This is a genomic window from Paenibacillus sp. J5, from assembly GCF_054955055.1.
In genome coordinates, this window is record NZ_JBUEDD010000001.1 from 20,944 (window position 1) to 39,636 (window position 18,693).

At 53.6% G+C, this 18,693-nt stretch carries 13 protein-coding genes; 2 read left to right on the forward strand and 11 right to left on the reverse strand.

Annotated elements, in window-relative coordinates:
• Window positions 1-104: 104 nt before the first annotated feature.
• From ACY1JZ_RS00035 to ACY1JZ_RS00075, 9 genes are all read right to left on the reverse strand, one after another.
• Window positions 105-5,336 carry a hypothetical protein gene (locus ACY1JZ_RS00035; protein ID WP_462627466.1) on the reverse strand — a complete coding sequence of 1,744 codons (5,232 nt, stop codon included), beginning with the start codon at window positions 5,334-5,336 and terminating at the stop codon, window positions 105-107.
• 401 nt (window positions 5,337-5,737) lie between these two features.
• Window positions 5,738-6,916 (reverse strand): aminotransferase class I/II-fold pyridoxal phosphate-dependent enzyme, encoded by a 1,179-nt coding sequence (locus ACY1JZ_RS00040; protein WP_462627467.1) that lies wholly within the window; start codon window positions 6,914-6,916, stop codon window positions 5,738-5,740.
• A 48-nt stretch (window positions 6,917-6,964) separates the two neighbouring features.
• On the reverse strand, window positions 6,965-8,422 hold the full coding sequence (gene pdxR / locus ACY1JZ_RS00045) for a MocR-like pyridoxine biosynthesis transcription factor PdxR (RefSeq protein WP_462627468.1): 1,458 nt from the start codon (window positions 8,420-8,422) through the stop codon (window positions 6,965-6,967).
• 146 nt (window positions 8,423-8,568) lie between these two features.
• Entirely contained in the window at window positions 8,569-9,657 is a 1,089-nt protein-coding gene (msrB, locus tag ACY1JZ_RS00050; protein WP_462627469.1) for a peptide-methionine (R)-S-oxide reductase MsrB, read from the reverse strand.
• A 14-nt stretch (window positions 9,658-9,671) separates the two neighbouring features.
• Window positions 9,672-10,220, reverse strand: coding sequence for a redoxin family protein (locus ACY1JZ_RS00055; protein ID WP_462627470.1), 549 nt, complete (start codon window positions 10,218-10,220; stop codon window positions 9,672-9,674).
• 18 nt (window positions 10,221-10,238) lie between these two features.
• Window positions 10,239-10,931 carry a cytochrome c biogenesis CcdA family protein gene (locus tag ACY1JZ_RS00060; protein WP_462627951.1) on the reverse strand — a complete coding sequence of 231 codons (693 nt, stop codon included), beginning with the start codon at window positions 10,929-10,931 and terminating at the stop codon, window positions 10,239-10,241.
• A gap of 66 nt (window positions 10,932-10,997) precedes the next feature.
• Window positions 10,998-12,038 (reverse strand): HAMP domain-containing sensor histidine kinase, encoded by a 1,041-nt coding sequence (locus tag ACY1JZ_RS00065; RefSeq protein WP_462627471.1) that lies wholly within the window; start codon window positions 12,036-12,038, stop codon window positions 10,998-11,000.
• Window positions 12,035-12,742 (reverse strand): response regulator transcription factor, encoded by a 708-nt coding sequence (locus ACY1JZ_RS00070; protein ID WP_462627472.1) that lies wholly within the window; start codon window positions 12,740-12,742, stop codon window positions 12,035-12,037. The genes ACY1JZ_RS00065 and ACY1JZ_RS00070 overlap by 4 nt, the downstream gene beginning before the upstream one ends.
• 81 nt (window positions 12,743-12,823) lie before the next feature.
• Complete coding sequence (locus ACY1JZ_RS00075; RefSeq protein ID WP_462627473.1) at window positions 12,824-13,282, reverse strand: stalk domain-containing protein; 459 nt, start codon at window positions 13,280-13,282, stop codon at window positions 12,824-12,826.
• 304 nt (window positions 13,283-13,586) lie between these two features.
• Here ACY1JZ_RS00075 and ACY1JZ_RS00080 point away from each other — a divergent pair, with 304 nt between their 5' ends.
• Window positions 13,587-14,780 (forward strand): glycosyl hydrolase family 28-related protein, encoded by a 1,194-nt coding sequence (locus ACY1JZ_RS00080; protein WP_462627475.1) that lies wholly within the window; start codon window positions 13,587-13,589, stop codon window positions 14,778-14,780.
• 164 nt (window positions 14,781-14,944) lie between these two features.
• On the opposite strand, the gene ACY1JZ_RS00085 is transcribed toward ACY1JZ_RS00080, so the two are convergent.
• On the reverse strand, window positions 14,945-15,781 hold the full coding sequence (locus tag ACY1JZ_RS00085) for a DUF4261 domain-containing protein (protein WP_462627476.1): 837 nt from the start codon (window positions 15,779-15,781) through the stop codon (window positions 14,945-14,947).
• 145 nt (window positions 15,782-15,926) lie between these two features.
• Complete coding sequence (locus tag ACY1JZ_RS00090) at window positions 15,927-16,907, reverse strand: ABC transporter substrate-binding protein (RefSeq protein ID WP_462627477.1); 981 nt, start codon at window positions 16,905-16,907, stop codon at window positions 15,927-15,929.
• Window positions 16,908-17,081: 174 nt separating this feature from the next.
• On the opposite strand from ACY1JZ_RS00090, the gene ACY1JZ_RS00095 reads away from it, so the two are divergent.
• Window positions 17,082-18,659 (forward strand): AraC family transcriptional regulator, encoded by a 1,578-nt coding sequence (locus ACY1JZ_RS00095; protein ID WP_462627478.1) that lies wholly within the window; start codon window positions 17,082-17,084, stop codon window positions 18,657-18,659.
• Window positions 18,660-18,693: the final 34 nt, after the last annotated feature.

The following is an 18,693-nucleotide window of genomic DNA, read 5'->3' on the forward strand; positions in this document are numbered from 1 at the left end:
GCAACACATTACTACCTCCTGTCTGTTCATCCTCCCTGGCGAGCACCGCCCCGCTCATGTCCCAATGACAGGCGGAGCCGCGCTATCCAGGGTTGCCGCTTCCTCTACTTGGTCTTCGTAATGAAGAAGGTTGCGTATTCCCGTTCACGTTCCTGGTTTCTTACGATCACCGTATACCAGCCCGCCTGCGGGAAGGTCACCGTGAACTTGCCGCTGACCAGCTCTTCATACGTCAGCTTCTGGGCGATGTATTTCATCTGCCCTTCGCGATACAGTCCCGGCTGATACAGCAGATCGAAGGTAGCCTGCTCGTTCGTCAACTGCTTGCCTCCAACGTCCATCACGTTGAATCGGCTGATTCGGAAGGTAATCGAGCTGGTGTCGAACAGCACCGACTCACCCAGTCCCGCAGAGATCAGACGATCGTTGCCGAAGATGAGCATGCCTTGGTCACTCACGACGAACACTTCCTGAACAACCTTGGTGACATTGCCGACTTGGTCAGTTGCCGTATAGGTCACCAGTTGCCGTCCCGTTTGCTCCAGCTTCAGATCATCTACCTCGACCTTGATGTTCTCCGGTGCAGATACATTATCCGTCACTGTGTATCCGCCAAGATCGGTACGGAAATCGAAGTTCGCCTTGTTCTGCACGATGGCTGTGGTCGGCAGGTTGAGTGTCAGCTCAGGGCCCATGTTATCCAGCCCCTTGACCGTCACCGCCACCTTGTTGACATTGCCCACCAGATCAGAGAGTGCAATCATGGTGCTGCCCTCAACGCTGAATACTTTCGAATAGGAGAAGGTACCACCCGCATTGCTGATGAGATTGGTATATTCATCATCCTTGACAACCGGGACAGAACCAGCAAATACCTTGTTCGGCGCAGTTGTCTTGCCGCTGAGCGTCACTTTGACAGCGCCCTTCGCATACTTCTGCCCATCAATCGTAACGATGCTGTCAGGTGCGAGCTCCACCCCTGTGTCATCCACAAAGGTATAGGATACTTGCTCCGGTGTAGGCGCCAGTCCGGCGATATTGTTGACTTCCTCCGTGATGGTCGCCGTATTGCCCTTGCGATCAGCGACCATGAAGGTCACCAAGCCGTTCTCGCGCACCGTCACTAATGGTTCGCCCTTGAGCATGATGAAGTCCTTCGTTGCTCCGTCGGCCTTCTGTACCTCTAGCGTCAAGCCGGAGGAGAGGAGGATGTTGCCTCTGTCATCCGTTACCGTGCCGAAGGTTTGGCTGCCTGTGCTGCCATACGTATAGCTGCGCACGATTTTGACTTGCGGCCCTTCCTTGTCGATATTCGACACCGTTGCCGTCGCCGTATTCGTATTGCCCGCCTCGTCCTTGAATTCAAAGGTAAACGTGCCGTTCCCTGTGAAGGTGTACACATTCCGCCCCTGATTGTTCGTAATCGTGACCGGCTCGGAGGTACCGAGCTTGACGTTGACATTGCTGCTCGTCGGCTCCGTCACCGAATATTCGATGCTGCCCAGTGGCGCGATGCCGTCGATGTTGTTCACCACGACATACAACGTCTCTTGCGGACGGTTCGCATCGGCTGTATCTGTCAAGTCAAATGCGTAATACCCGTTCTCCTTCACCGTAAAGGTGTTGCCCTTGCGCTTGAGCGGAGCAGGATTGACTTCTGCTGCGACCGCCTTGATGCCAAGCGGCAGCGCCAGCTCGATGTCGACCCCGCGGTTCGGATTAACCGGTCTTGTCGTATGCAGTGTCGCAATCGCATAGATCGGCTCCTGCTCGGACAAGGTGCTGATCGTAAGTCCTGCCGGCTCGCTGGTCTGTCCGCCCGGTGTTCTGTACTTGATCATAATCTGCTGATCCGCCACCTTGGCAGAAGGAACCTTGAGCGCTGCGAAGTTCGTGTATGGCCGCCATTTCCCCCAGCTCTCGCCGAAGTCCGGCGACAGGGAGAACTCATAGCCGCGCTTATCCTCGGTAGCCAGGCTCAGCTTCATGACGGCGGTGTAGCCATCCTGATCATCTCCGTATAGATAGATCAGATCGGACTCCGCATCTGCCGGAGGCGTGTCACTTCCGCCCGCACGGGATACCTTGAAGGTCTCTGTCGTGCTCGAGATCGCACTGTTGCCAGCGCCATCCTTAGCGAGTACATACAATTTGAAGTCTGCGACCTCGCCAGGCAACAGGACAGTGCCGTTAATGACGGCTACCTTATCCTCCGGTAGCGCTGTCCAGCCAGCCGATTGATCGGTCGGCTCTGGCTCGCCCGCTCTGACCCATAGATACTGGGCGGTCACGCCTTGTGTACTGTATGGCTCAGTGACGGTAACCGTCACCTCCTGGCTATCCAGCGGATAGGCCACTCCTTGCTTGCTGAAGGTCACGCTTGGCGCTTCATTGTCGAAATAGTACGCCTTGGAGTAGAAATACTTGCGTTCTCCTTCGCGCGCCATCATATGCACATACTGTATGCCGTTCAGCGTCGGGTCGGCCTCGATCAGATAGGCTCCAGGATCATCCGCCAACGCGTCCAACGCCCTATAGCTCCCCTCTGAGGGGCGACTGGCGTTGCCGCTGATCGCATAGGCGACCAGATCTGGCGTTAAGCCGCTAAGCGAGAAACGTACCGCATGGCTCTGAGCATAGTCCGGGTTCGAGTCCGTGAGGAAGGTTCCCTGCACCTGTTGCTTCGAATCAACGGTTACCGGCGCTTCCAGCGACGTGATCTCCTCATTGCCCGCCTTGTCAGTGGACTTGAAGTACAGTTGGTACGTGCCATCCTCAAACACATTGTTCAAGGTAACGAAGGTTGCCTCGCCGCCTGCCAGCACCGCTTGGCGCCATTCAATCTCAGATGGCTGGCTGCCTTCCTTCACCCATTGATAGAATACCTGCTTCACACCGCTATGCTCGTCCGTTACGGTTGCCCGCACCTGAACATTCACGGTCTGATCGCCGTTCACCTCATGAACCGTGACCGTCGGCGGCTTGTTGTCCAGCCGCAGCGTAGCCACGTTATAAGCCCAGTTGGAATCCTCCTGTTTAAAATCCGAGAGATCCCAGACCGATGTATCGCCATATTGGCCGACTGCCGCAAGCGCCTTGTTGTTGGCGTAGAAGATCTGCTCCGCCTCGGACGCATTCGGCTGCTCTGCCTTCCACGCTTCATATTGCGATGGATTGGCGGCAACAAAATCCTTCATCTTGGCATACTGCATCAGCTCGCGCGCAGTGTCCCATGTCATATCAGCCGTCCACGTATGCAAGTACCACTCGCCGCTGTTCTCCGCCGTCAACGCTTCTGCCGGAGGTGCAATCATGTTCGTCTTGTTGTTGTTCACCTGCAATTGCAGATCGGGATATTCGCCCGGATACAGCTCCTCGGACGGCTGCTTGGCTGACAGAGAGTAGCGCTTGATCGCCGCGAATTGATCATTTTCCTTGCCCGCAAGCGGATCATTCGGGTTCTGGCTCCACCAGTAGTAGACCAATCCGACAGATGGAGAGCTTGCTCCGGTCATGTTGGACGGGCGGTAGATGCCCCGGCTCGGACGCTCGGTGCCGCGCTGCGGCAGATCAGGCTCCAGATGCGGAATCTTCACCGCCGGATCATTAGCATCGATCCGTACCTTGCCGTTCTTGAGATACAATTGGTTCGTTGCTCCGTCCGCTTCATAATGGAAGCCGATGACCGGCTTCGTATTATCGATCGCGAGCGTCGCCCAATCGATCGTGGAATCCATCAAGGCCGGGTCATTGCCCAGCTCATCGGTATGAATGCCCTTGAAGTTGGCTGGCTGCATCAGCAGGTTGCCTGCGTAGTCCTGAATGACGCCAGTATCGGAATCATTGCCCTTCTGATCGTTGCCAAGCGAGATCACCTTGAGCAGCGGTGTCTCCATCACCAATGTGTCGGTGACATACGCCCGGAACAGCCAGTTGCGTGAATTTTCGCCGGAGACGTAATAGGCCTTCATACCGTTGTTGAACAGCAGGAATGTATTCGTTACCTCCCAACCGCGCTTCACGACGGCCTCCTCCGTCATCTGCAACGTAAAGTCGATCGTATCATTATCATTGAGCGTCACTCCGGTCAAAATCTCCGGTTGAACGCCGTTGGCCGTCTTGGAATACTTCGGCGGCACCGCATCGACAATGACCTTCAATCCGCCGTTGTCATAATCGAATGGATTGACCGTCTTCGCTCTCAGATAATCGTCACTGCTCCCGCTTGCCCGGTTAGGGAACGACATATCAACGGCATTCCCTGCCGCATCGGTCAGCTCCGCTTCCTTGAACTTCTGCTCTAGCGGCTGATCGATTGGCGCCCCGCTACCGGTGCCGGTGATCTTAGGCTCCAGACCGCGGTTAGCGCTGCTATGGTATCTGGACCCTATGTATTGGAAGACAATATCCTTGTTCAGCTTCTTCAAGGATGCTGCAGTTGTGTACGTCAGATTCTTCATATATTGCTGCTCACCCGATGCCGGCAAGCCTGTGCCCGGCTCACTGACAAACAGCGGATGTCTGGTGAAATGCTCGTAGTACGCATTGTTCAGCGTGTTCGGCCGAACAGGCTCGCTAAAGTTATAGGACAGCTTAATATCCTCGTTAGCCTTGACGTACAGTTCCTGATCCCCCGTATTCGGGTTCGTCCACCGTGCTCCGCTTCCTGTGAAGGTGTAGCTGTTCATAACAGGACGAGTCGTGTCGGAGAACTTGAAGTACAGCCCGCGCACGCCGGATGGCGCATCCGTCTTGTCACGAATCCCTCTTACCTTTACTTTAATAGTCATGTTGGGAGTTAGGGTTCTTGTCGCGCTTCGCGAGCCAACCCCGCCATGATAAGCTTCCTCGTGAATTACATTGGACCCGTTAATATCAATCCAGGCTTCCGTGCCTTGGTAATCCTTGTCGACACAGATTCCCAGCACTCTCTTGGCACATTCCTCCTGCCATTCCAGGAAACTCCATCCTACCTCAACTTGAGCATGGCCGCTGGCAGCCAGCTCGCTTAGCAGTGTGTTGTTCGCAACACTCAGATCAAATTCAACCAAATCTCCACGATAGAGGATCGTATCCCCCGCAGCGAAGTCGATGATGAAATCTCTGTTCTTGGTATAGCGAAACCCGTCCGAGTTGCCGCTAAAATTGATCGCCGCATTCGTCGCCGAATACGTGGCATTCCCGACGCGCCCCCCTCTCTGAAATTCGACCTCCCGGTCTGCTGCAAATGTCGCTGCTTTGGCAATGGGTGTGTACCATCCTGGAGCCGGCAGCGCCAGCAAGCAAATAATCAGTAGAGTCGCCAACAGCCTATATGCCTTGCTATTCCTAAGCAATACCACAACCTCCTTCTAAAGTACTAGACTTATGCTTGCATCCGTCGATCAGTGCTCGATCCGCTATGTTCTATCCACCCCCAGCAATCGATTTTGTTCAGGAATGCTTGTAAATAATGACCTCATTCTATCTATAGAACTAGCTACTCTACACTACGAACCAGTATATCAGCCCGCTCTGAGCGAATTCTGAGCAAACTGGACAATACTCCCTAATTCATGACAGCTTATTGCGCAACTAAAGGCCTATTACAGCGATAGATTGTTGAAATTAAGCTTATTTTGTCGATAAAAGAAGGTATGAAAACAATAGAAAAAACCCCTAAAAGGGGCTCATACAAAAACAGCCTGCGCAGGTCGGACACCCCTACCCGCACAGGCTGTTATACGATTTCACTCATTCAGTGGCTTGCTCTTGCAGGCTGCAGCCTGGCAACCAACGGCTGTATTCGCTCTAATGCGCGCTCCAGTTGCTCCGGGGCAACCGAGTAGGAGCAGCGGATATGCCCTTCACCGCTCTCGCCGAATACAGAGCCGGGAACGACGCCTACGCCCGCTTCCTCCCGCAGCGCCATGGCGAACTGCTGTGAGGTCAGCCCGCTATGAGCGATCGAAGGGAAGGCGTAGAAGGCGCCCTCCGGTGTATGACAGGGCAGTCCGATCGCTTGCAATCCCTGTACGAAGCGGTCACGGCGCTGCCTATAAGCGGCAATCATGACTCTCATCGGCTCCATGCCGCTGCGCAGCGACTCCAGAGCCGCAATCTGCCCGATCGCGGGCGCGCACATCGCGGTATACTGGTGAATCTTGAGCATCTGGCTGATCAGCTCGTCTGGACCGCAAGCATATCCGATGCGCCAGCCGGTCATGGCGAAGGCCTTGGAGAAGCCGTTAATGACAATCGTCCGCTCGCGCATCCCCGGCAAGGACGCAATGCTGACATGGCGCCCGCTATAGGTCAGCTCGCAGTAGACCTCATCTGAGATGACGATCAAGTCATGCTCCTGTATGACTTCAATCAGCGGCAGCCAATCCGCCGCGGTCATTACTGCGCCTGTGGGATTGTTCGGGTAATTGACCAGCAGTACCTTGGAGCGGGCTGTCAGCTTCTGTCGCAGCGCATCCGCTGTCAGCTTGAAGCCGTGGGTGGCAGAGGTAGCAAGCGGAACGACCGTGCCGCCATTGATGGCAGCAATCGGAGCATAGGCGATATAACCTGGAGAAGGAATGAGCACCTCATCGCCAGGCGTCACGAGAGCACGCAAGGCCAGATCCACCGCCTCGCTCGTGCCGACGGTTACCACCATTTCACCCTCCGGCTCATAGTTCAGCCCGAAGCTGGTCGCCAGATAGCGGGCAATCTCTTGCCTAAGCTCCGGCATCCCCGCATTGGACGTGTACTTGGTATAGCCTTCATTCAGCGCGCGAATGCAGGCCTCGCGCACCGTCTCCGGTGTCACAAAATCCGGCTCGCCCACTCCGAGCGAGATCATCTCCCCGCTGTTATCCCGTTCAAAAAAAGCCCGAATCCCCGACGGGGGAATCTCCCGCACCAACGGCGCAATCCATTCCTTACTCATGCTGCAGCACCCCTTGCTTCCCTATGATTATCCTGGTTAACTCTCCTGCTAGCCCTGCTCCTGTAATAATACCCTTGCTTGCTCGCCTATCACCCGTATCCCCAGCTCGATCTCCTCGTCTGCTACCCGCGAGAAGCCGATCCGCATCGTATGGCGTCCCCCGCCATCCGTGTAGAAGATGTCTCCCGGCGTGAAGATGACGCCTTGCAACTGACAGCGCTCCAGCAGTCTTCGGGTATCAAAGCCTTGGGCAAAGACGACGAACAGATGCAGCCCGCCATGCCCTGTCAGCTCCGCATACGGGATATGCTCCCGGCAGCAACGCAGCGTCAGCTCGTATTTCCGTTTGTATTCGGCGCGTGCCCGTCTGAGGTATTTCTCCAGATTGCCATTGTGTATATATTGGTACAGCGTCGATTGATCCAGTGTGGAGGTGTGAATCGTGCGCGCCCGCTTGATGCTCTCCAGATAGCCGACCAGCTCGGCATCCGCGAGCACCCAGCCGACCCTAAGACCTGGAAACAGCACCTTGGAGAAGCTGCCAATGTAGATGACACCATTGCCGCCGCCCGCCGCCGCAATCAGCGGCGATACATGAGATGCGGTATAGCGCAGCTCCTCGTTAAAGCCGTCCTCGATAATGGGAACGCGGTACTCTCCCATCAGCCGCACCAGCTCCAGCCGCTTCTGCACCGACATGACGATGCCTGTCGGATTATGATAGGACGGAACCAGGTAGGCACAGTCGAAGCGCTGCTCAGCCAGCGCCCGCTCCAGCTCTTGCAGGTTTACGCCGTCCTGCTCCATCGGAATGCCTGTAATGTCGAAGCCATGCAGCCGCAAATTTTTGATCGCCGTATTATGAGTCGGATTCTCGCATAGCACCCGTCCACTGCGCTTGCCCAGCGCCGACAGCACGATGTCGAAGCCCTCTGTGAATCCGTTCGTAATCAGGATGTCCTTGCCCGTCAGATCGACGCCCTTATGCTCCATATAATGTAGCAAATAATCCATCAATGGCTTGTAGCCTTTGGCATAGCCGTAATTAAGCAGGACATGTCCCTCCATCGCCATCCGATCGAGAAATGCCCGCTTCACATTGCCCAGATCGAACAGCTTCTCATCCGGCGCGATGCTGGTGAAGGAGATCGTCCCCTTCTGCGAGCGAATGCCATGCTTCATCAGATCGAGCTCCTCCGCCTGCAACGCCTGGTCGCTGAGCCTCTCCTGCCAGCCGATGCGCCACGAAGGCTCCGCCGACATGACCGATGTGGCAGCTACGAAGCTGCCCTTGCCCTGCTGCGTGTAGGTGAAGCCATCCTCCTCCAGTGCCGTATAGGCGGCGATGACGGTATTGCGGCTCACCTGGAGCAGCTCGCCCAGCTCGCGGGTCGATGGCAGCTTCTGATGAGGCTGCAGCGCTCCCTTTATCATTAATCGCTTCATATAATCTTTGACTTGAATGTAGACCGGACGATCCGGCATCGGTAGAAAATCGTTGAACATCGAGCATCGCCCCCACTGCTATCATGTCACAGGTCACAGGATAAAAAAAGAACCACCGCGCTGGATTTTTCATCCGGGGGTGGTTCTGCAACAAGTTATCTCAAAAGCACCCCCGTATCAGACGTATCCGAGGTGCTGACCATTTTCTATTCCACTAGAGATAATAAATATCCGTAATTTTCTTCAGCCATCTTGTCGAGCGGGACGAAGCGGATGGAGGCGCTGTTGATGCAGTACCTTTTCCCGCCACGATCTGCAGGGCCATCATCGAACACATGCCCTAGATGAATGTCGCCTGATCGGCTTCTCACCTCGGTTCGTTCCAGCCCGAAGCTCTTATCCTCGGCATAGGTTACGACCTCAGGCACAATCGGCTTCGTAAAGCTCGGCCAGCCGCAACCGGAGTCATATTTGTCCTGGCTGCTAAATAACGGCTCTCCTGTTGCAATATCCACATACAGACCTGGTTCGTATAGATCCCAATACTCGTTGCTGAATGCGTGCTCCGTATCATTGTTAACCGCTACCGCATACTGCTCCTTCGTTAATCGTTCCTTTAATTGTGCATCTGTCGGGCGTGGATACTGTGCGGGATCGATATCGATATCCATCTCCTGCTCATCCAGAATGCTCAAGTCGATGTGGCAATAGCCGTTAGGATTCTTCTCCAGATAGTCCTGATGGTACTCCTCGGCAAGATAATAGTTCTGCAGCGGCAGCACTTCCGTTACGATAGGTTGATCGTATTTCTCTTGCTCTTGAGCTACAGCCTGCTCAATGATCTGTGCATCTTCAGGCGACGTGTAGTAGACTCCTGACCGATACTGAAGGCCTCGATCATTCCCCTGCTTATTCACACTGGTCGGGTCGACGACTCTAAAAAAATAATCAAGCAGCTTCGCAAGCGATACCTGCTTCGAATCATATTTCACATGTACCGTCTCAGCAAAGCCGCGGTCCCCGCGAATGACATCTTCATAGGTGGGATTCTCTCCTTCTCCGTTGGCATAGCCCGAGGTGACATCCTGTACCCCGTGAATGCGAGACATATACGCCTCCACGCCCCAGAAGCACCCTCCCGCCAGGTAGATCTCGCTGAGCTCAGCGTCTGACATGGTCACGGTCTTGACGGCTGGGGGAGAAGCAGACTCCCGATGACTCGCCTCCCTGCCGCCACAAGCAGTCCCTGTGATTGCAATAACCAGGAGGCATATGCCTACTAGTACACCTCTCATCGCGTTATCCCTCCTCACATCATTTCCTTCATCGTCTGCTTGATCTGGTCATTGGATGCATGACCCGGAAGGGATTTCACCAGCACCCCGTCTGAGCCAATATAATAGGAGCTGGGATATGCCCTTACCTGGAACTCCTTCGCCCACACTCCGTCTTCATCCAACAGAACGTTGAGATGCTCATAAGGCTGCCTGTTGAACCATTCAGTGAACTCACTGGATGATTTCTCTCCTTTATAGCCCGGTGCAACAATCGTTATGACGGTGAAATCAGTGTCCTCGCCGGCTAAGGTATTGAGCTCTTCCAGTCCGGCTAGACAGATGGAGCACCATGAGGCCCAATATTTCACATAGACCTTCTTGCCTTGGAAATCCGCCAGCTTGAAGGATTCGCCTGCCAGATTGCTTAATGAAAATGCAGGTGCGGCCTCCCCCTTGTTCATATTGGTTGACGAGACTGTATCGGATGTTGGTGCCATCGGCTTCGCAGCACATGCAGTCAATATAGTCAATAAGCTGCCCATAGCCAGTATATAGCCCACCCGCTTCAACATGTTCCTCATCCCTCACGCCCCCAGTAATTATTGAACCCAGCCGACCAGCATATTTAGTCGATCTGTCATTAACAGTAGTCCCATCACAATAAGAATACAGCCTGACACCACTTTGATTGCTCCCATATACCTGTACAGATGTCGGACGCGCTTCATTAGATAGCCTGAACATACAGACAGGATCAAGAATGGAATGGATAAGCCGACGCTATAAAGGAGCATAAGAAATCCCCCGTAGACAGGAGAGCCTTCACCTGCCGCGATCCCGAGTACAGCCGCTAATACAGGACCGATGCACGGTGTCCATCCAAAACTGAAGGTCAGGCCAAGCAAGAAGGCTCCGATATACCCGCCCTGCTTCATCCCATTGCGAGATAGCCTTACTTCTCGTTCCAGCCATGATAATCGAATCCATCCCGTCTGGTAGATTCCAAACAGGACAACGATTGCCCCGCAGATCGCAATAAACCAGGGGCTTGAGATGATATGACCTAGAATACCCGAGCCAAAGCCCAGTAGAATAAACACCATCGACAGCCCAAGCACAAACATTAACGTGCGCAATAGAAGTACAGAACGAAACCAAGCGGAGTCGGCGACACCCTCCTCCTGATTCACGGCATTGACTATGCCTCCTGACAAGTAAGACATGTATACCGGAAGCAGCGGCAAAATACATGGGGACAAAAAAGATAATACTCCTGCGCCGAATACGCCCATAAGAAATATGAAATCACCAGCCAACTCCAACACCACCTGAGCAAACAAGACTCGTTAAAGCCGAGCTTAGCGACTGAGGTATATCGGAAGCGTGAACCAAAAGCAACTGCCTGCTCCCTTGGTGCTGTTCACCCCGATCTCACCGCCATGGAGCTGAACAATCGATTGCGCGATTGCAAGACCTAGCCCGGCACCTCCATTGTTCTTGCCGCGTGATTTGTCAATCCGGTAGAACCGTTCAAATATACGGGAAGTCTCCTCCGCCTCGATCCCTTCCCCTTCATCTAGAACCGAAATGCGCACGTATCGGCCCATCTCGGCGGCGGATAATACGATCTTGCCTTCAACCGGAGAGTATTGAATGGCATTTTGCAGCAGATTGGACAGGACGCGCTTCATTTGTGCAGGCACCATCATTGCAGCGGGCAATTTATCAGGCAGCTCAATCTCGATGGTCAGTTTTTTCTCCGCGAGATGTAATGAAAAGCTCTCCAGGGTATGGATCAGCAGCTCATCGGCATGATAGGGCTGGGGCTCGAACACCACGCCTTGGGCTTCCAGGCTGGAAAGTTCAAATAGATCCTGGATCAGTCCACCCAATCGTTTCGTTTCCAGCCGAATCGTGTTCAGGTAGCGTTGGAAGGTTTCCTCATCCTTAATCACATCGTCCTCCAGCGCCTCAACAAAGGATTGAATGGATGCCAGAGGTGTGCGCAAATCATGAGAGACGTTCGCAATGAGTTCCCGCCGCGCAGATTCGGAATGGTGCAGGTTGTCGAAGCTTTCCTTCAGCTTGCAGCTCATCACATTGAATTGCTCGGCCAGCAGCTTAAACTCCTGCGGGCCGACCAAGGGGACCTCGGTATGGAAATCCCCTCTGGCAATTCGGACGGTCTGCTGTGAGATGCGCGCAATGGATTTCTCCAGTGGCTTAGTCAGAACATACTGAAGGATGAACGAAAGCAAGCCTACCCCTGCTGTTATGCCGGACAACCAATACAGTTGTTCAATAGAGAGCAGCATCTTGGAATAGCTGACAAATAAACAAATTAATAATACGCCGATGCCCGTCAAGCTGGACAATAGTAAGTAGGTACGCAGCTTCATGAGTTGCCATCACCCGCAAACTTGTAACCGATCCCCCATACCGTCTTAATAAACTTGGGATGAGAAGGAGTCGGTTCAATCTTCTCCCTTAATCTCCGAATATGCACGGTAACGGTTGTCGTGTCTCCTTCATAACTGAAGTCCCAAACCTTACTCAGTATCTGGTTGCGGGAAAATACTTGATCAGGATGGCTCGCCAGCAAGTACAGCATCTCAAATTCTGTAACCGTCAAGTCGATGATCTGCCCGCCGATCTCCACAATACGCTTCGCGATGTCAATTGTAAGTCCTTCGTACTTGATGATGTGTTCCGATGCGCTAGCAGGCTTTGCCTGCACATAACGCATCCTGCGCAAGATCGCCCGCACACGCAGCACGAGCTCTCGCGGACTAAAGGGTTTGGTTAAGTAATCATCAGCCCCCATGGTCAGACCCATCAAGCGATCCTGTTCCTCGCCGCGGGCAGTTAACATTACAATCGGAGTATCTTCGGTCTGCCGTATCTCGCTGCACACTTCCCAGCCATTCTTATGGGGCATCATGAGGTCGAGCACGATCAGGTTTGGTGTTTCACTGCGCCATAGCTCCAATGCCTCCAGGCCATCCTTGGCGGTCGTGACGAGATAGCCTTCCCTCTCCAGATACCTGCGGCACACATCGGTAATGTTACTATCGTCATCCGCTACCAGCACTCGCTCATTCACACTGACCCACCCCACCCCATATTCGCAGAATTCATTTGACTCCATCATATCATATGGTGATGGGCCTGCTTATTCAAATATTTATTTCATGGCCTCGGCAGGCATCATATATTGAATGAAGGCTTCCGCGACATAAGTGCTGCCCTTGGAGATGGTAGGGGCAGTATCCAGCTTAACTTCCTTCCCATCCACGTTGATTGTTTTGTTGCCAATCCATAATTTAATCATTTGTCCCGCCGGTTTCATCTCACTATCCATCATCATGTCGTCCTTCATCTTCATGTCATCCTTCATCTTCATATCATCCTTCATCTTCATGTCGTCCATTTTGCCCATATAGGATAACGTTACTGATCTTTCCTTGGCGTTCCATTGCACGCTATATCCGTACATTTCCGCCGCCTGCCTCAAATGGAATAGCTCCATCCCGCCTTTAGTTATTGTCTTGATGCCTGCGGCATTCACTACCCCGGAGAGCACCAACGATAGCATTAATACCGCCATTACGATCAATACCTTGCCTTGTTTTCTTCCAATCATTCTCATCGTCCTCCATTCATTTTATCTTGCATGGAGTAGAATAAGTAAGATAGCTTACGATTCTCTAAGCGAAGTATTACAAATGTATTACGACATAAAATTTTCCATCATCAGACTTCACTATGGTCTCCGAAGCATGCCTCTCCGGGAATGAGAGATGAGTAAATAATTGTATAATAATCAATATATTGATATAATCTTTCGTGTAAGCGCTATCTTTTCTGTGTATTCATGATAGAAAGGAGGATCGAGCAGGCAGCAAGACCGTCATAGATCATTATTCAAACTAGAAAGGATGAAGGTAATGAACAGATCCTGGTTCAAAATCGGCTGGCTCGCTGTGATGTGTACTGTGTTGGCGACAGCCGCGCTCCTGCCGGCTGCGGGCTCGCGTGTGTATGCTGCCAATGAGGTAAATGCGAGGGACTTCGGCGCAACGCCTGGCGTCAGGAGCGATCAGAGCGCGGCGCTCCATGCCGCGATGAAGCATTTCTACGATAAGGGGCAAAAGGGGACGGTCTACCTCCCCGCGGGCACTTATTATGTCGATCAGGGCGTTCGTCTGCATGCCGGGGTCAATCTCGTTGGCGATGGTGCCGGCCGGACGATCATTAAAAAGATGGGCAATGTGACCAGCTATGTGCTCGCCAATCCGGTACTGCGCTCCGGCTCCAATGAACTGGGCGCAACCGTGTCCAAGCTGACGATCGATGCAGATCGCACTGCGCGCGCAGCCCAAGGGCTGTCCCAGGTTGGCGGCATTCTAATGGATACGGATGTGCGTAACCTGACCTTGTCCAACATCGAGGTGCGCGACACGACGATCGGCGCGCTGCTGCGCAGAACGAAGGATTCAGCGATCATCGACAGCAGCTTCGACCGTACAACGGGACACGCCATCGCGACCGGACATGAGAGCTACCCTGTCGGCGAGTTCCGCAATGTGCGCATTGCCAACAACCGGATTACGAACTCTAGCGGCGGCAGCGGCATCAATCTGTCCCGCGCAGCCTATACGACCGTAACCGGCAACCAGATCATTAATTCAGTCCAGCAATCCGATACGTATGGCGGCATTCGGATTCCGAATGGCGGCGAATATAACGTCGTTACGAACAACCGGATTGTGAATTACCCGCGCGGCATCTTCGTGCTTACGGGTGCTCATAACAACCGGATTGAGGGCAATACCATCGTCGATTCGCGCATACACGGTATTTTGGTAGAGTCCAATAACAACACGTTCAAGAACAATATTATTCAGCAGTTCAACACTTCGCTGAACCCGGAGACGATTCGGCTAGCTAATGCCAGCGGCAACGAGCTGTCCAACAACCGGATGCAGACCTACAGCGCCTTCCGCAACTTTGGCATTCGCGTTACCGGCAGCTCGAATAATAACCGCATCCTGAACAATGTAACCTCCACCTCCGGCACCTCGATCAGCATCGAGGGCGGCACGGGCAATGTTGTCAGCGGCAATAGCAATTCACGGTAATCATCACCCTAGAGAGCAGGCAACAGCTAGGGCGCAGCCCATCAGCTTAAAAAAAGCAAACACCGAGAAATGCTTACAATACAGCATTCTCAGTGTTTGCTTTTCATTTGTAAGTGGCTCAAAAAGGACGATTCGGACAGCCCCAAGGAGGGGTTCCCCTGACCTTAATAGCCGATTTTAATGCTGTCTCCCTCGACAGCAATCCCCTTGGAGCGGGTCAGCGTCAGCTTCTGCTCCTCCGAAAATCCGATCGTCTCCCCGTCTTGCAGCAACACATCATATTCAATCAGGTATTGCGTAATCATATACAGAAATTCATACAGCTCACCCGGCGTTTTATCCGACTCCACAACCTCAAGCTCATCGCGGCCGAATTTGTTCAGTCCCACCGTATAGGCGCTATTTCCTTTCTCTCCGCCATATAAGCCGACGAATACCCAGAGCGGGATAGGAAGCTCCTCCTCCTGCAGCATCTGTGCCAGCTCAGTGTAATGAGCAGCCTCCAGTACTGCTGGAGCCATGTATAAGCCGAGCGCCTGCCCGGATTGCAACAGGCTGCTCGCAGCTTTGGTGAACAGGGCATGCCCTTCGATCGGATCATTATAATTCAGCACGGACAGGATCAACTGCGCCTGATGCTGTGAGACGACCTGCTCCGCCTCCGGCCAGATCAGATTATAGCGGCAGTTCTCCTCGACCTCGCGGTTAGGAATTGGCGCAGGAACATACATACACGCCGCGCGCATGCCATCGACCTCGAAGACGAAGGCTCCGCCCTCCGGGTCGCCCTGATCGGACAGGTCGATCCCCCACCTCTGGCGCATCTCGTGAATGAACGGTGTGTAGTCAAAGGCATCCCCCTGGAGCAATACGAATCCCACTAATGCGCCATAGCCTTGCTCCTCAGCTTGCCCCTGCTGTTCATTGGGCTGCGGCTGCGGCTCCTCAGCTTGTTGTCTGCCTTTCCCCTTATTCCCGCGCAGACGATCCCAAATTCCCATCCTTAACTCTCTCCTCGCTCTTTGTAGTCTCAGCATCATCATACCAGATGAATCGACATTTCAAGCGTGGCCTAAGGATCATTTTGCCTTGACACCCAGTCGTGTAGCACTATCCTTGCACCGATCGCCCTGCGGAGAAGCAATCCTATGATTTGGCGAACAGATCGATAGCCTCGCGTATAATAACCTCTCCCGCCAAAGGTCCTCGGTAGAAGAGCCACTGCTCCATACTCACGGTGTAGGCATGTCCCGATTTGACGACGTCCAGGTTGCCGAATATAGGATACTCTTCAGGTATAACATCCGCTGTGTGCTCGGGACTTTGCATCAAGATGAAAGCATCCGCCTTCACATCGCCGATCGCTTCTACACTTAGCTCTTCGAAGGGCTTGCCGCCCGCCTCATATGGCAGCTCAAATCCTAGTCCCTGCAAGATCGCTCCCGTGTAGGATTGTGCCGTATAGATCCGTATTACGGACTTGGGATATAAGGTAATCGGCGCGACGGCCCGGAAGCCTGAGCCTGCAAGCTCCGCCTTTCCTGCCTCCAGCTTCTGCTCGAAGTCGGCAATGACCGTCTTCGCCTTCTCTTGCTGCCGGGTTGCCTCTCCAAGCTGTGTAATGATCGTTTTCCAATCCTCAGCACCCGATCCGCTTACAACCATTGTTGGTGCGATCTTTTCCAGTGCCTCGTAGCTTTTCTGATGCCGTTGCAGGTCAGCCACGATCAAGTCTGGTTCAAGTCCGGCCAGCACCTCCAGATTGGGGTCATTACGGGCTCCAACCCATGTCAAGTCATAGTCGACATAAGATTTCAAATAGGAAGGCAGCTCCTCCTTGCCTGGACTTTCCGTAGGAGCACCGATCGGCCTCAGCCCCAGCGCTAGCGCAATATCCAGCAAATAGGTGTCGAGAACCACTATTTTCTGAGGCACCTGCTCCAGCTTGACTGTGCCAAGCTCATGCTTAATGCTCCACGATTCGTTTGCACCGTCTTCTGTTATCGGTGTGTTCAATTGGCTGTTCTGCCCGCCACAGCCAGCTACAACAGCTACAACGAGCACGAGCAGCGCTACCCCTAGCTGTTTTGCCGCAAGCTGCAGCCTCGAGATGAATATCGTCTTCATTCTACTTCCCCCTGTGAATTCAAAAATGAATCAGCGGTTCTGTTCTCCGCCTCTCTTCTCATCGATAATGAGAATTGTTATTATTGATCTTAACAACGGACGTTACGGATTTCCATAGCCTAAAATCTCCGATTCCATATCCGTTAATCACATCTTAGCTAAAGGAGCATGACTATGCGCAGATTGCGAACCCGGCATCCCGTCTACACCTTGTCCTCTATCCGCCTGCGAAGCTTGCCCGCCCATTCACAGCTCTCTGAACGTCAATCGCCCGTTCCTCTACTGCTCTACGTTACCAGGGGCGAGGGATGGATACAAGTCGGCCAGCATACGTGGAGCATTGATATGGATGGTCTTGTATATATTCCTGCAGGTGTAACATTTCGTGCGAAGATAGGCAGCAGCTCGGTCGAATATTACCAATTGCTTATACGCGCAGCCGAGCTTTCCTATGACTCCTCGGGATGCCATGCTCTCGTCTGTCGAACCTTAGAAGGGCTGCCCGAGCATAACGCCATTGTCGTACACGGGGGAAAGCAGTGGCGCCAGCTTTTGAGGGACATGCAGGCCGCCTACACATCGGCGAGCAGCCGCCAGTGCGATCGTGACATCCTGCTGTTGCAAGCTATTAAGGAGCTTCAAGCCAGCACGGAAAGAGAACCTGCTGCGCCAATGGACGGTATTCAACAAACCATCGACTATATGGAGAAACATTATGCCACGAGAATTATGCGGGAAGCGCTCGCCCGCATCGCCATGCTGACGCCTGGCGCCTATTGCCGCAGCTTCAAAAAAAGCCTCGGCGTAACGCCAACAGATTATTTGCAGCACATTCGTATTCAACATGCCAAGCAGCATCTGGCGCAAGGAGCAAGCCTCAAGGAGGCGGCGGCGGCAGTCAGCTACCGGAATGAATTCCATTTTAGCCGTGTATTCAAGAAGGTGACCGGGATTCCGCCAAGCCTCTATATTAAGAGGGAATTCCTTCGGATCGCCCTCGCCACTCGCTTCCATTGGCGCGACAACTTGCAGGCCATGGGCGTCACCCCCATCCTGACAGTAGACTGTTACCGCCATCCGGGCATGGATGAACATGAATATGAGCGCCGCGTCATGCTGCATCTGGAGGAATTGCGGGCGGTCAAGCCCGACCTGATCATCGCCGACTTCTCTCATGAGCCGTTCTATGATACGTTCAAGAAGATCGCCCCTACGGTTACAATTAAGCACAGCCTGGATTGGCGATGGGTGCACCGGCAATTGTCGGAGCTAGTCGGCAGAGAGCGCGAAGCGCAGGACAGCCTGGAGCAATCCGAGCATGGTGTTGCCGAAGCCGCCACCCGCTTCCGCCGCATCGCAGCCGGACAACAGATCGCCATGCTGCAGGTGATGCCTGATCATATTATGCTGCAAGGCACGGTCAGGCACCCGCTGAACGAGTTGCTATATCACGAGCTAAGCCTGCAGGCCGATCCGGCTGTTCCGCGCGATCATCTGCGATTGCAAGCCGCGCCGCAGGATATTCCCGCGCTGCATGCAGATCATGTCTGGGTTCGCCAATACAATGAGCAAGCAGATGTTCAGCGTGTATTCGGCCGCTTGCAGGAGCGCCCGTTCTGGCAGGACATGCCCGCTGCTCAGCACGGCAAGGTTCAACTGGTCACCAATTGGCTGCTGATGAGCTGGACGCCCCAGGGTCGACAGGAAATCGTGGCGGAGATTGGAGGGTATCTAGGAGAATGTCAGCTATAACTATCGGCCTTGTATGACATGGCCATTCTGAATC

What these genes read in the sequence shown, in the direction of transcription:
- ACY1JZ_RS00040 (WP_462627467.1), bottom strand. Translation starts at nt 6,916, where the DNA reads ATGAGTAAGGAATGGATTGCGCCGTTGGTGCGGGAGATTCCCCCGTCG.
- pdxR (WP_462627468.1), bottom strand. Translation starts at nt 8,422, where the DNA reads ATGTTCAACGATTTTCTACCGATGCCGGATCGTCCGGTCTACATTCAA.
- msrB (WP_462627469.1), bottom strand. Translation starts at nt 9,657, where the DNA reads ATGAGAGGTGTACTAGTAGGCATATGCCTCCTGGTTATTGCAATCACA.
- ACY1JZ_RS00055 (WP_462627470.1), bottom strand. Translation starts at nt 10,220, where the DNA reads ATGAGGAACATGTTGAAGCGGGTGGGCTATATACTGGCTATGGGCAGC.
- ACY1JZ_RS00060 (WP_462627951.1), bottom strand. Translation starts at nt 10,931, where the DNA reads ATGGGCGTATTCGGCGCAGGAGTATTATCTTTTTTGTCCCCATGTATT.
- ACY1JZ_RS00065 (WP_462627471.1), bottom strand. Translation starts at nt 12,038, where the DNA reads ATGAAGCTGCGTACCTACTTACTATTGTCCAGCTTGACGGGCATCGGC.
- ACY1JZ_RS00075 (WP_462627473.1), bottom strand. Translation starts at nt 13,282, where the DNA reads ATGATTGGAAGAAAACAAGGCAAGGTATTGATCGTAATGGCGGTATTA.
- ACY1JZ_RS00080 (WP_462627475.1), top strand. Translation starts at nt 13,587, where the DNA reads ATGAACAGATCCTGGTTCAAAATCGGCTGGCTCGCTGTGATGTGTACT.
- ACY1JZ_RS00085 (WP_462627476.1), bottom strand. Translation starts at nt 15,781, where the DNA reads ATGGGAATTTGGGATCGTCTGCGCGGGAATAAGGGGAAAGGCAGACAA.
- ACY1JZ_RS00090 (WP_462627477.1), bottom strand. Translation starts at nt 16,907, where the DNA reads ATGAAGACGATATTCATCTCGAGGCTGCAGCTTGCGGCAAAACAGCTA.
- ACY1JZ_RS00095 (WP_462627478.1), top strand. Translation starts at nt 17,082, where the DNA reads ATGCGCAGATTGCGAACCCGGCATCCCGTCTACACCTTGTCCTCTATC.